This is a genomic window from Streptomyces sp. ALI-76-A, assembly GCF_030287445.1.
Classification (GTDB): domain Bacteria; phylum Actinomycetota; class Actinomycetes; order Streptomycetales; family Streptomycetaceae; genus Streptomyces.
Genome location: NZ_JASVWB010000002.1, coordinates 984606 through 998168 on the forward strand (window position 1 = coordinate 984606; position 13563 = coordinate 998168).

10 protein-coding genes are annotated in these 13563 nt (G+C 68.4%); 5 read left to right on the top strand and 5 right to left on the bottom strand.

The window, feature by feature from the left end; genetic code table 11:
• The first annotated feature begins 24 nt into the window (after nucleotides 1–24).
• The gene (locus tag QQS16_RS05185) at nucleotides 25–1212 is read left to right on the top strand and encodes a PLP-dependent transferase (RefSeq protein WP_286060426.1); all 1188 of its coding nucleotides are present in this window, start codon (nucleotides 25–27) and stop codon (nucleotides 1210–1212) included.
• 367 nt (nucleotides 1213–1579) lie between these two features.
• Nucleotides 1580–3073 carry an IMP dehydrogenase gene (locus QQS16_RS05190; RefSeq protein WP_286060428.1) on the top strand — a complete coding sequence of 498 codons (1494 nt, stop codon included), beginning with the start codon at nucleotides 1580–1582 and terminating at the stop codon, nucleotides 3071–3073.
• Between the two features lie 64 nt (nucleotides 3074–3137).
• Here QQS16_RS05190 and QQS16_RS05195 read toward each other — a convergent pair whose 3' ends face one another.
• Both QQS16_RS05195 and QQS16_RS05200 read right to left on the bottom strand, forming a co-directional pair.
• Nucleotides 3138–4241 (bottom strand): acyl-CoA dehydrogenase family protein, encoded by a 1104-nt coding sequence (locus tag QQS16_RS05195; RefSeq protein WP_286060429.1) that lies wholly within the window; start codon nucleotides 4239–4241, stop codon nucleotides 3138–3140.
• Between the two features lie 55 nt (nucleotides 4242–4296).
• Nucleotides 4297–4755, bottom strand: coding sequence for a nitroreductase family deazaflavin-dependent oxidoreductase (locus QQS16_RS05200; RefSeq protein WP_286060430.1), 459 nt, complete (start codon nucleotides 4753–4755; stop codon nucleotides 4297–4299).
• A 686-nt stretch (nucleotides 4756–5441) separates the two neighbouring features.
• Here QQS16_RS05200 and QQS16_RS05205 point away from each other — a divergent pair.
• Nucleotides 5442–6761, top strand: coding sequence for an ATP-grasp domain-containing protein (locus QQS16_RS05205; RefSeq protein WP_286060431.1), 1320 nt, complete (start codon nucleotides 5442–5444; stop codon nucleotides 6759–6761).
• Between the two features lie 378 nt (nucleotides 6762–7139).
• On the opposite strand, the gene QQS16_RS05210 is transcribed toward QQS16_RS05205, so the two are convergent.
• From QQS16_RS05210 to QQS16_RS05225, 3 genes are all read right to left on the bottom strand, one after another.
• On the bottom strand, nucleotides 7140–7550 hold the full coding sequence (locus QQS16_RS05210; protein ID WP_286066570.1) for a DUF6924 domain-containing protein: 411 nt from the start codon (nucleotides 7548–7550) through the stop codon (nucleotides 7140–7142).
• 155 nt (nucleotides 7551–7705) lie between these two features.
• The gene (locus tag QQS16_RS05220) at nucleotides 7706–8635 is read right to left on the bottom strand and encodes a hypothetical protein (RefSeq protein ID WP_286060432.1); all 930 of its coding nucleotides are present in this window, start codon (nucleotides 8633–8635) and stop codon (nucleotides 7706–7708) included.
• Between the two features lie 873 nt (nucleotides 8636–9508).
• Entirely contained in the window at nucleotides 9509–10756 is a 1248-nt protein-coding gene (locus tag QQS16_RS05225) for a hypothetical protein (RefSeq protein WP_286060433.1), read from the bottom strand.
• Nucleotides 10757–11311: 555 nt separating this feature from the next.
• On the opposite strand from QQS16_RS05225, the gene QQS16_RS05230 reads away from it, so the two are divergent.
• Nucleotides 11312–11536, top strand: coding sequence for a trypco2 family protein (locus tag QQS16_RS05230; RefSeq protein WP_286060434.1), 225 nt, complete (start codon nucleotides 11312–11314; stop codon nucleotides 11534–11536).
• A 923-nt stretch (nucleotides 11537–12459) separates the two neighbouring features.
• Entirely contained in the window at nucleotides 12460–13467 is a 1008-nt protein-coding gene (locus QQS16_RS05235) for a hypothetical protein (RefSeq protein WP_286060435.1), read from the top strand.
• The last annotated feature ends 96 nt before the right edge of the window (nucleotides 13468–13563 follow it).

Below are 13563 nucleotides of genomic sequence, written 5' to 3' on the forward strand. Positions count from 1 at the left end.
CGGTCGTGCCAGCAAGGAGCCACGATGACCAAACAGCGTCCCCATGATGCGTACACCAACAGCATCGAGTCGCCGACGTACCAGAGCGCCTCCTACTACTTCAACAACGCGGACCACGTGAAGGACGGCCTGCACGACAGGTCCGTGCCCGCGGGACGCTATGGACGCTACTCCAACCCCACCTGGATCGAGGTGGAGAACAAGCTGAGCGAGCTCAGCGGCGCCGAGAGCTCCTTGGTCTTCGCCTCCGGCATGGCCGCGCACGTCACCGCATTCCTTGCGCTGCTCGAGGCGGGCGACGAGGTGGTGCTGCCGTCCGAGTCGTACCGGCAGGTGCGCAACGTCTTCCACCACATCCTGCCGAAGTTCGGCGTCGTGGTGCACGAATTCTCCATCCGGGACCCGGAGGCGTTCATCGAGAACGTCGCTGCGCTACGCGGCCGGATAAAGCTCGTGCACTTGGAGATGCCGTCCTCGCCGCACATGTACCTGATCGACGTGGCTCGGGTGCGGGCGGCCGTCGGGCCGGAGGTGATCCTCACCCTGGACAGCTCTTTCTCGCCGCCGCCGAACTACTACGCGCTGCAGTGGGGCGTGGACCTGGTGCTGTTCAGCGCGACCAAATACCTCAGCGGGCACGGCGACATCGTGGCTGGGGTGGCCTCGGGCCGTGAGGAGCTGATCGAGAGGCTGCGCTGGTACCGGGACACGACCGGCCCGATCATCGACGGCAACTCGGCCTTCCTGCTGCGCCGCAGCCTCTACACGCTGCAACTGCGCATGGAGAGGGTCAATGCCATGGGCATGGAGGTCGCGCGCTTCCTGGAGGGGCACCCGGCCGTTAACCGTGTCTACTACAACGGCCTCGAGTCGCACCCGCATTTCAAGCTTGCGCAGGAGTACCTGAACGGCTTCGGCGGAGTCATCACCTTCGAGCTTAGGATGAGCGAGGAGCAGACTGCGAAGGTCGTCGACCGCCTGCGCGTGCCCTTCATGGCCTCGAACTTCGGCGCTCCGCACACGCTCGTCGAGCAGAGCACGTTCTTCACCTACTTCGAGTACTCCGAAGACGAGCTGGTGAGCATCGGGGTCCCGCGCGGCACGGTGCGGTTGGCCCTCGGCTACAGCAACGACGTCGCGGACATCATCAAGGACCTCGACCAGGCGCTCTTCCACGTGTTGTCCCTGACAGGGGATTCCGTCGCCCCCTGAGCCACCGACCGCTGGTGCTGACCCGTTCTGACGGCCCGCGTCGGCGCGGCGGTCGGTGCCTGCCGCAGTAGGTTCGGGGCGGGGCAATTTGCTGCCCAGCGGGCGAACGTGTGCGGTGAGGTACCATCTCCTATGGCGTAATGGAAGTCAGCGCCTGTGCAGCACCGTGAAGGTTGGGTCTGTGGTTACTCGCTGTCGATTCGGCCGCGCGCGGGAGCACTCGTCACACCGGGTGTGCCCGCTCTCCGGATTTCCGGAGAGCGCATTCTTCCGACTGCACGCTACCGGGTGGTGACAATCGGTACTGTCCGCACGAGCCTCGCCAATTTCACCGGTAGTGGGTTGCAGGCTCCTTTCTGGAGACGACGTGAAAATCCTCCCCGAGATCTCTCGTACGCTGAGTGAATACCTCCTCATCCCCGGCCTGACCACAGAGGCCTGCACGCCGGACAATGTGGATCTCGGGGCGCCACTAGTGCGCCACCGAGTCGGCGAGGAGTCGGCCGTTCGGATCGCCACGCCTATGGTGAGTGCCGTCATGCAGGCGGTGTCGTCGCCGACGCTGGCGGTCGCCCTGGCGCAGGCCGGCGGGCTGTCGTTCATCCACCAGAACCAGCAGATCGAGGACCAGGCTGCGGACGTGCTGGCGGTCAAGCGGCACAAGGCCGGCTTCCGCACCAGCGAGGTCACCGTGGCGCCGGGGACTCCTCTCGGCGAGGTCGCCCGCCGGCTCTCGAAGGCGGAGCAGGGCGTGGCCGTGGTCACGCAGAGCGGTGAAGCGGACGGCGAATTCCTCGGAATCATCAGCCTCGACGACTTTCACCTGGAGCGCCACGGGGCCTCGGAGAGCGCCGGCAACCGCATGCGGGGCCGCGACAACCTGGTCACCGCTCCCGCCTCCGTCTCGCTGTCTGAGGCCAATGAGCTCATCTGGCAGCATCATCTGGACGTGCTGCCGGTGCTTGAGGACGGCCAGGTCGCCTCCTTGGTCCTCAAGCGGGACTACCAGGCCCACAAGACGTACAACCGCGCGACGGTGGACAGCGAAAAGCGTCTGCGCGTGGGTGCCGGCATCAATTCGCGTGACTTCAGGGACCGTATTCCCGCCCTGGTGGAGGCTGGCGCGGACGTGCTGTGCCTGGACTCCTCCGACGGCTATTCCGTGTACCAGGCGAAGACCCTCGAATTCGCCCGGGAAAAATACGGGGACGATGTTTTCGTCGGTGCGGGGAACGTTGTCGACGACCGGGCGTTCCGCTACCTGGCCGACGCGGGCGCGGCGTTCGTGAAGGTGGGGATCGGCGGTGGTGCCATCTGCACCACGCGGGAGCAGAAGGGCATCGGCCGCGGTCAGGCCTCCGCGCTGCTCGCCGTGGTCGAGGCGCGCGATGCCTACGCCCAGGAGACCGGCGTGTACGTGCCGCTGTGCTGCGACGGCGGTCTGCTCAATGACTCGCACATGGCGATGGCCCTGGCGATGGGGGCGGACTTCATCATGCTCGGCCGCTACTTCGCCCGGCTCGACGAGAGCCCATCGCGCAAGCTACAGATCGGCGGCCAGTGGTACAAGGAGTACTGGGGTGAGGGCTCGCGGCGCGCGCAGAACGCGTCCCGCTACGGCCAGCGCGGCCAGATGGTCTTCGAGGAGGGCGTCGACGGCTACGTCCCGTATGCGGGCAGCCTGTACGACAACGTGGAGCGCACCCGGGCGAAGCTGATCTCCACGATGATCAGCTGCGGGTCGACGACCCTGCGTGACTTCCACCGGGACGCGGTGCTGGTCCCGGTGTCGGCGGAGTCGTTCAAGCAGACTGGCGCCGAGATCGAGGTACGTCGGCCGGCCATCGACGCCGGGGAGTGAACAGGTCAACCGGATGGCCCCGCGCCCTCGGCACTGAGGCCGAGGGCGCGGGGCCATCCGCCGTCTACTCGGTGCGCCGCAGCAGGCACGTGGCGTACTCCTGGGCGGCCGGCGGGACGGCGAGGGCGGGATGGAGTGCAGCCATGCTGGCGTCCCGCCACAGCCGCGACAGCGCGCCGGTGCCGCTGGTGGCGCGTACCCCCGCGCTGTGGAACAGGGTTTGGACGGCTTCGTTCAGGAGCCCAGCGGCGGTGGCGTAATCGCGGCGGCAGCGGGCGGCGAGCAGTGCGTTGAGCGCATCGGGCTCGTCGCAGGTACGGGCCGCCCGGCGCAGCAGGAGGTCCGCAGCGTCGATCTTCCCGGAGGCGGTCGCCAGCGCCGCATCGCCGTCGCGCAGCGAGCCCGGCGACGGGTGTCGGCTCGCCGCGGCGGTCCACGCGTTCAGTGCCGCGCGAGCGGCACCGAGCAGCGGTAGGGCGAAGAAGAGGCCGCTGATCGCCTCGTGCGGTACGCGGTAGCAGTCCCCTTCCGCAGGCGGGTCCGCAGCCGTGAACAGTTGCTTGCGGGTGAAGGAGCGGTCCTCGGGGACGAACACCTTAGTGTCGAGGACAAGGGTGTCGCTGCCGGTGCCACGTAGGCCGACCGCGCCGCTCCAGGTCGGCTCGGTGGTCCACGCCGAGCGCGGCACGAGCAGGAACTGCGGGCCGGGGGCGCCCTCGGGCACGGCGGATAGCAGGGCCCACCGGGCATGGTGGACCCCGCTGCAGTAGGGCCACCGTCCAGACAGCAGCCATCCGCCGGGGGTGGGCGTGGCGGTACCGGCCGGCTGCAGGGTGCCGGCGATGGACACGTGAGGGCCGTGCGCCCACACGGCCTTCTGCCCGCCCGAGGGAAGGTAGGCAGCCATCCGGCTCATGGAGGTCATGACCGCGGCACACCATCCGGCGGATGGGTCGGCCTCGGCCAGGCGGAGCAGCGCGGGCAGGCAGTCGTCGAACCGTCCCGCGGCGCCGCCGAAGGCTCGGGGGACGAAGTGGGCGAGCAGACCGGTTCCGGTGAGGGCCTCGACGACGGCGTCGGGCAGCCGGCCCGCCCTGTCGGTATGGGGGGCGTACTCGGCGGCGGACAGCGCGGCGCCCTCGACCTCGAGCACGGGCGGGAAAGGCATTAGCGTCATTTGAGCGGGCCTGGAGGGGTTCGGGTGGCGGTGCACACGGGCGAGATCAGGACTGTGGCTGGAGGATGACGGTTGGGATCGGGCGCTGGGTTGACTGCTGGTATGTGTCGTACGCGGGCCACAGGCCGGTCATCAGCTTCCACAGGAGCACGTGCTCCTCGCTGGTGGCGGTGCGGGCCTGGACGGTGAACTGCTGGTCGCGGACCTGGATGAGGGCCGTGTCGTGCTGCTTGAGGTTGAGGTACCAGTCCGGGTGGTTATCGGCGCCGAGATTCGAGGCGACGACGACGTAGGCGTCCTGGTGGCGGCCATAGATGACGACGGTGCGGCGCGGCAGACCGCTGCGGCGGCCGATGGTGGTCAGCAGCAGGGTCTCGGCGCCCTTCCAATCGTGGCCCTCGGCTCCGGCAGTGGCGGCGTACTGGCGGGCGTGGTTGGCGATCCCGTTGACACGGCTGTCGGTGGGGGCGATGGCGAAGGGGTCCGGGGCGGTCACGGCAGGCACGCTTCCTTCTTCTTGTGGCTTCAATGTGGCAGGAATCCGGGGTGCTTCGGACGATGCCGGCCCCACTGGGGCGGAAAGTCCGGCGGCCGCATGACCTCCGCAACCATCGGCCAATGAAATCGCTTCGAGAGTGGCTGATTGGTGACGCATCAGAGCATTACAGCCGTTATCACAGCTCTGCCATCTGGCGAGTGGAAAGCGAACCCGACGTCATCCGGCACATGCGACGCGAATTCCCCTGAGCAACTGAAGTCAATGCCAACACAGGAATGCGCCGGGAAGTAGACATAAAAGTCAGCCCGTCCCTCTCCGCCCGACTGCAGCAAACCACGAGACTGCACTGCTCGTTGAGGCGATTCCAACCCAACTCCGCTGTGATGATCATCACAGGGAGGACGTGGAGCTCGCGGTATGATCATGGTGTTAGCTAGCAAGTCACAAGACCTACGGCCGTACAAAGCAAGGGACTTGAGGGACATTCAGGGGTTACCCGGGAATGGGGATCCTCGGACGCCGCCGAGCGGCGGGCTCTTCCTCATCCGGGTCGCCAGGGTTCAGTCGCGCCGGGTCCTCATGACGGGCACTTCCCCCCGCGGGACTGATGGCTCCGGCGAGGAGCCCGGAACCGGCATCGCCCTGACCAGAGCCCGTCTTCCGGCCGACGCTGCACTGGAAGGTTCGACATCATGACCTCGCGCCTACGTCCCCTGTTTGTCGGGGTCGACCGCTACGTTCTGCGAGCCTGCGGCGAGCGCGGCATCCCCGCCGTCGTCGCCTACGGCCCGTACTGGAGAGACAGCGGGATCCCGGACCTCCCGGACTGCGTCACTCCCGTCTTCGTGGAGGACGAGTGCAGTGCCGAGGCGGTGCTGACGGCACTTACCCGGGCCGGCCTCGGCGAGGAACGCTTCGCCTCCGTGACCACCACGAACGAGTACGCGCTCATCAACGTTGCCGTGCTCACGCAGGCTCTCGGCTGTCCAGGGATCCCGCCGACCGTGGCGCTCCGCTTCCGCGACAAGTTCCTTCAGAAGGAGGCCGTGCGGGCCTGGGGCATTCCCACCGCCCGGTCCGTCGTCCTGGAAGATATCCACGACGACGAGCTCCCCGAGCTGGCGTTCGAGGCGGGCGTCATCAAGCCTGTCACCGGAGCCGCGACGCGGCAGACGGCCACGGTGCGCAGTACGGACGAATTGCACCAAACCGTGCGCCGTTTTCGGTCGGAGGGAGGCTCCGCGCGGACCTTCGTAGTGGAGGAGTTTCAGCAGGGGGACGAGTGGCTGGTTGACGGCGTTATACACGATCGAGAGATTCGCTTCATGTCGGTCGCGGAGTACACCCATCCCTGTCTGAGCGTGGTTGAGTCGCAAGCGACGATGCAGGACCGCCGCTTTGACCCCACCACGGAGGCGTGGGCGTTCCGGCTGGCGGAACCCGTGGTCCGCGCGGCGCTGGAGGCACTTGGCCTCACTGACGGCATCTTCCACATGGAGCTGTTTCACCATGAGGGTGAGGTGTTCTTCAGTGAGTGTGCCGCGCGACGAGGGGGTTTTGTGCACGAGCAGGTCGAGTGCAAGTTCGGCGTCGACCTCGGCGATGCCGCGCTGTCGCTGGCGCTCGGTGAAGAACCGGACGTGACGGTCAGGGAGCGGCCTGGGATCGTGGGTGGCACGTACATCACGTCGTCCCCAGGGCTTCTCTTCGGGATACCGTCGCAGGACGAGGTCTTGAGCCTTCCCAACGTCGAGTACGTGCTGTTCGGCCACCTGGTGGGAGCTTCGCTGCCGGCGGCGAACTCCGACACCACCAAGCGCGTTGGCGAGGTGGTAATCACGACCGAGACGCTCGAGGAGTTCCACAAACGGTCGGAGGAGGTTCTGGCCTGGTTTGCCGACCGCATCACGGTCATCCCGGCCGGCACGAAGGGCAGGGATCTGCGCAGGATGCAGTCCACCCTCGGGTACGACACCCAGCTCATGGCGAGCTACCGGCGCGAGGACGGCTGACGGCCGCCGGACGCGTCGGCCGTCGCATCGGACACGAGAGGTGCCGGGACCGTCCCGCCACCCTCCTGCCGTGCAACGCCCGAGCATGGCTTGGGAAGCGCCGCGCAGCAGGGTCGGTCTCCGTATTGGTCCGTCGCCGCCTGGTTCGCCCTCGGACGAGTGGGGCACCGTGGCCTCTGCACTACGAGCCGGAACAAGCCCTCGCGCTCGTCATGCGTGCCAAGCACAAAGGCGCGCGCGTTCAGGAGATCGCTGCGCAGCTGCGCATCTGGTCCACCGGCTGACTAACGCACCCGCATCCGCAGCGAAAAGGGGGTCCGCTGGAGCGGACGCCCCCTCGCACCCGCAGCCTGACACCGCCTGGCGGCGGCCAGTGACTCAGAAGCCTCGGAAAACGCCGTCGTCGTCGACGGCGCCGGCGAACTCCTCGAAGTCCATGTTCGCCCCCGAGACGTTGTTCTCGATGCCCCACAGCTCGGCTGCCACAACGCGGACACATCGCCCACGCTCGCCCCACAGGTCCACCACGAGGAGCGGCAGTTCAGTCGAGGCGACAGCTACAGAGTCCGCCAGGACAAGAAGTGGATGCTGGTATTCAGCAGGGATCAGGTCGAGAGCCTGGTCGGGCGTCAAGCCCTCGTACCGCCGGTCATCGACAAGTGCGATGTTGGCCAAGAAGCCGTCCCTGCTGGGCGAGTACAGCGCCGCCCGCAAGGTGTCCCAAGCACCGTCTGCTGAGAAGTCGGTGCGCACAACGAGGGCTTCCAAAGTACAGGGGAGCTGATTCATGCGCGGACAGTATCGCCAACCCGGTGAACCAATCCGGCCACAGCACTAGCCATTGATGCTGGTGACGGTAGTCGTAGCCCTTGTCACCGTACAGCTTGGCGGGCTGCCAGCGTCGCGGGCCGCGACGTGAGCGGATGGGTGAGAACCCCGTGGTGTCAGCCCTCGGGAGTGCTCGGCCCTGGCGGTCGTCGGGTTTTGGTTTGTTGTTGCGAGTCCCGGTGTAGGTCACGGATGGCGTCCGCCAGGTCGGCGAGGTCGGACAGGTCAATGTTGCGCGGGTTGGCTCCATACCTGACTAGACCGAGGAGGCGGTGCAGGATGTCGGCTTCCTGTTGTTGCCGGTGCCACTCCGGGCTGTCCAGGTCGCCGGCGTCGGGGGGCTGCGGCGGGGTGCTGCGGAACCGCTCATCCTCGGCTATGCAGTCCCGTAGGGCCGTTGGCCACACAAGTGGAACCGGCTCGGGGTTGCTCTTGGTTTCGGAGCCGCGGACCGCCAGGATGACCCGTGCCTCCTGTGACCGGTCGACGCGCTCTTGAAGGTCACTGATGGCGGCCAGTTGGGCTGCAATGCGGCGGATTTGTTGCGCGTGTTGGCGGGCCCAGTCTCGTTCGGCGCGCCGACTTCGTCGCTCGCGGGCCTGTTCGACGCGCTCGCTCTGGGTGCGCGGCACCGTGCCGTCTGGTCGGGTGTAGGCCCGGCTGAGCTGGAGGTGTCGCCGCTCCGCTGCCTGGCGCCCGCTGAGTTCCTGCCATTGGGCGATGCGCGCCCAGGTGATCTTTTTGGTGCGGGCGAGGGAGGTGAGTTTCAGTTCGTCGTGGTCGAGCTTTTCGCGCAGCATCCGGATGGCCAGCAGCGCGGCGAGCAGGTCCGCGTCGGTGGCGTCGGGCAGCAGAGTGCCGTCGGCTCGCTGGCAGATGCGGTCGTAGTTCCGGGCGATGTCCATCAGTCGCCCCGGCGAGCTGCCGCTGCGTGAGGGAAGCCGGCGGCCGCCCGAGGGAGTCTGGGTCAGGCGTGCCCATGCCTGGTCCCGGTTGTGCTGGGCGTCCGGGTGCGGCTGCTCTCCAGAGTCGGATGTCGTCCTCATGACGACTCCTCGCGTCGTCTTGAGGACGACGTTTCCGTCCCCTGCGATGGGGCGGGATCTCGCTCTGTCCTCGCTCGGGCGGCTAAGATGGCGGCCTGCTGCGTCCGTACGGCCTGCTCCCGCTCCTGACGAGGGCGCCTGCGGCGCCAGGCGGTGCGGACAGCGCCAGCGGTGGCAGCTGTGAGTGCGAACATCACGGCAGCGATGTATTGAGCGCTGACGTCATGGATGAAGGATGTCGACATGGCTGGATCGGCGCACGTCATCCGTGTGCGCCTGGCTCCTCAGAAGAGTCGGAGGTACAGAGATTGTCACTTTGCATGTGCGAAGCCACCCCGACGGCGTCGCCCAGGCACTGCAAGAAAACGGCTTGAGACGGCCCCATGAGCGGCTCGTTCCCAGACGGAAGTCTGCCGGGCTCAGCCCGGCTGCATGTGCACTCTCGCCGCTCCGGCAATAAGCGCCACCGTGCGCCACCCCGCCTTAGGGTGCATACGTGACAAAAGGACGTCGAAATCCCGAAAGGAATGTCGTCCTCCGGCTGCTCTCAGGCCACCGCACACATGCACATCCCGACCAACTTGGGCTTCTCTACGGCTTGTTGCGCGACTCCGTCGCTATCATGCCGCCGCATATGAGCCGGACCGGAGCCGGTTCGTCGTGGCCAGTCAGTTCGGGGCGATGCCCACCGACCTCTGCACGGGGGCGTCACAGTACCGGGAGGGCCGAGGTTCACTCGGTCACAAGCCGATCGCGTCCACAGCCACAGACGACCCCGCCGTCATACTCGACGCAATCGAGGAGCCGGCTCCTCGCTCGACTACCTGGTCGGGGCCCACCGTCTGCCCCTCTCTGGCATCCAGCCGAAGAACATCAGGAATCGACCAGGTAGGCCTTCTCTCCCATCATCAGCGGTGCGCCGGCGGGACCTTTGATGTAGGGGCCGCGCCAGATCACCCGGTGTTCCTGGCGGCTGGGATACCACTGCCTCACCTTGTGCATCCGCACCGGCCACCGGTGGTGGTACACCCGCTTCGTCTCCCCCGCTGGATCCGACGGTCGCGGCGAGGGCGCGGCGAGCCGGATCACCCGCACATCGGGATCCTCCGGTACGGAGGCGTCACCACTGCCCGCCGCCGTGTTCCTTCCGGTGGCCCGGGACGGGCCGGCGGCAGTGATGCCCTGGGTGATGAGACGGAAGAAGGCGAATATGTAGCGGGCCACGAAGTCGTCGTACGGGTCGTCCACCCGGCCGCCGCCCCATTCACCGGTTTCGGGCACCGGCTCGGCACGCCACTGGGATGCCTGGGTGCGCGCCTTCTCCATCTCCCGGTAGAGACGGGAGAGGTGCGCGAGCTTCTCGGGGCTCTCCTCCGCCAGGCAGGCGTCGCCGCGCATCCCGTACATGCCGTCCGGCATCAGCGGCGGCAGCGGGCTGCCCAGGGCGCGTGCCTGGGAGACCGCCTGGCGCCATCCGGTGGGCTGCACCGGTCCGTCGCGGTCCATGAACGTCGTCACCTGTACGCCGGGGTACTGGGCGGTGGGCAGGATCTGGTGCTGGGTGATGAACTGCCAGCCGAAGGCCTTGATGTCCGACAGGGAGCCGGTGGGGTTGACGACCACGACCGGCTCGGGCAGCACCAGCAGTCCGGTCGGCACCAGGATGTCCCGGTCCCGGTCCAGGGTGCTGACGTCGGCCGGCTCCAGGGTGGCGGCCGCCGCCATCACCGCGGCGTGCGCGGCCGGGGAGATGACGAGGACCTCTGCCCGCCGCAGTAGGCTGCCGATCTGTTGGACTTCCCACGCGGCAGCCGCCCCGGCCGACCGGGGCCACGGCGGCCGGTAACCCTGCTTGCCCAGCGTCATCGACCACGCCGCGTCCCGCTCGACGCCCTCGGGCCTGTCCGCCATGTTCGCCAGCCCGCTGTTCAGCACCACGGCATGCAGCTCCGAGACGACATTGCGGATGTTGGAGGCGAGCATCGTCTGCACCGACGGGCCTACCAGATGCCGCTGAGTCTGCTCCCGCAGACGGTACGCGGCCCGCGCCGCGCCGGCCGCCGTCCATTGTCCGGCCTTGTCCCTGCTGCGCTCCCGTTTGCCCCGGCTCGCCTTCCCCATCTCACGACCTCCCCTGCCGCGACGGCCAGTTGCCGAAAGCCGTACCCGACCGCAGCAGAGGCGACACGGCACGATCCGGCCGACAAGTACCGAGCCGTGTCCACCGCAGCAGGACGTCGGTGACCCACCAGACATCCCACGCCGGGCTGCTGCTCCCCCGGGCAATGCGGCAGGAGAGGGTGCTCTCTGAGCCAGCGGCGGACTCCGTCAGCCTCAACCTGATGTCCGCGTGCACCAAGCACTCCGCCAGGTGCACCGACTCTCCGGCGGGGCGGCCTGGCGGGCAGCGGAAGAACCGAGCGGCCGTGATGTTCCCGCCTCTCGCTGGCGGGAGCAGGCCTTCCGTCCGGCCGGTACCACGGCACTCCCCGTGCCAAGGCCCTGCGTGGCAGGCGTTCTCTCTGCGGGAAGCGGCAGGCGTTCCCTCTCTGGGAAACGACTGCGCTCGCCGAGCGTCTTCTCCTGCGATGAGCAGCCTGAACACCCAGGCCGCACGCGCCCCGTCGGCGGATGCAGGCCAGCGTGCGCTGTGGGTCGTGAATGAGGGGGATGTGGGTGGAGATCGAGCTGACGAAGGCCGTGGCCGCGGTCCGCAACGAGCTGCTGGAGGCGGCCGCGCAGGGCGCGGGTGAGGACTTGACATTCAGGGTCGGTCCGGTGGAGCTGGAGTTCGCCGTCGAGCTGCGCGCGGATGCCAAGGCCAAGGCCGGATTCAAGGCGTGGGTGGTCTCCGGCGATGTCGAGGCGGGGGTGGGCAGGGCGAGGACGCACCGGAAGTGAAGCTCACGCTGACGCCTCAGCAGGCCAATGGTGGGGATCTGCTCGTGCACGGCCGGCCCGGTCAACAGGCCGAGCCGGGTGATGTGTCCGGGCATATCGAGCCCTGACATCCAACACGGCGGACTGGTGCGGCTTTCGGGGGCTTGAGGGATGGAGCAGGAGCATCGCCGTCGACGGGTCTGGCGGGCCGGGGTCGGGGTATGTGATCGCGCCGCGGCTGGTGCTGGCCTCCGCTCACGTCGTCCCCGAGGCGGGGGCGCGGGTGTCGCTGTTTCGGCCGGGGCGGGCGGGTGTGTGGCAGGCGCGGGTGGTGTGGCGCGGTACACCCGGCGGCCGCGACGACGCCCTGCTGTATGTCGACGATGCCACTTGGGCGCCGATGCCCGCGGCGGTGGTGCGGTGGGGCCGGCTGGCCACCACCCGGCCTGGCACTCCGTGCGAGACCTGGGGCCAGCCCGACCTGGTGCAGCAGTCCGGCCGCGCGGTGGACACCGCGCACCGCACCGGGACCCTCAATCCCGGGGACCGGGTGGTGGGCAACCGGTACGTGATGCACCTCGCCCAGCACCCGCCCCAGGCCGGCGGGGACGGTTTATCGCCGTGGGGCGGGCTGTCCGGGGCGACCCTGTTCTGCGGCCCTCTGCTGACCGGGGTGATCGCCGCCGATCCGGCCGGTCACGCGCACGCCTCCCTCGAGGCAGTGCCCGCCTACGTGCTGCTGCACGATCCCGCTTTCCGTACCGCGCTCGCCGAACACGGGGGACCGGCCAGCAGCGTGCTGGAGCCGGTCGAATGGCACCACCTCGCCGAAGCCGCCGACCCCACCGGCCGCGGTAGGGTCCGCTCCCCCGCCGCCCTGCTGCGCGCCCGCCGCCAGACCGTGCCCTCCGCGGCCGCATCGCACAGCTTGAGCAACTCACCGCGTGGAGCGCGGAGCCGGGCTTCGGGGCGCTGCTGCTGCACGGGCCGGCGGGCAGGGCAAGACCCGCCTCGCCCAGCACCTGGCCAACACCCTCACCGCCGGCAAGTGGAGCGTGCTGTGGCTGCGGCCCGACACCCCACCGGAAACCCTGGCCGTCCTCGCGGATGCCGCGGTGCCGTTGCTGGTCATCGTCGACTACGCCGAAACCCGCACCCCGCAGCTGACCGCTCTGCTCGAGGCAGCCGCCCGCCACACCGGCAGCAGACCATTGAAGCTGCTGCTGGTGGCCCGCACCGCGGGCGACTGGTGGCACCAGCTCCAAGCGCAAACCGTGCTGGCTGAGGAACTCCTGGACAGTGCCCCCACCCTCGACCTGCCCCCGCTGGAACCCGACCCGGGCCACTCCCGCACCGACGCCTACCACCAGGCCATCCACGCCTACGCCGCCCAGCTCCCCGACGTCCAGGGCCTGCAGCACCACGACTGGCACGCCATCGCCGCCCACTTCACCCACAGCCCCGCCCCCGCGCCTGACCGGGATCGCGGTGCAGATGGCGGCAGCCGAAGCCTGCCCACCGCGCTGACCCTACACATGAGCGCCCTGGCTGACCTCCTCGACACTGCACCACTCCCCAGCGAGAACCCACCGGTCGGCCCGGCCAAAGCCCGCAACGACACCGCAGTCGAAGACCGGCTGCTCAAGCACGAGGAACGCTACTGGCTCACCAGCAGCACCCACCTGCGCACCGTTTTTCTCGCCCAGACCACGCTCAACGACACTCTTGCCGCGGTGTTCCTCGCCGGAGCCGACACCACCGGGGAGGCGGACGACCTCCTGGCCAGCCTGCCGGCCCTGAAAGACCAGCCCCGCGACCGGCGCAACGCCGTACGCGACTGGATCGCCGCCCTTTACCCTGTTGGGTGCCAAAAGTCCCGCACCTGCGCTGAGCTGGGCGTTCGCCAGACTGTCGTGATCTTCGTCGGGCTGTGTCGCGGTACTCGTGGATGAGTCCGCTGAGGACGTCGTGGCGCTGAATGTGCTGGGCGGGGAAGGGGATGACGTCCGGATCGTCGGCTGGTGCGCGAAGGTGCAGGGCCCGGTGCG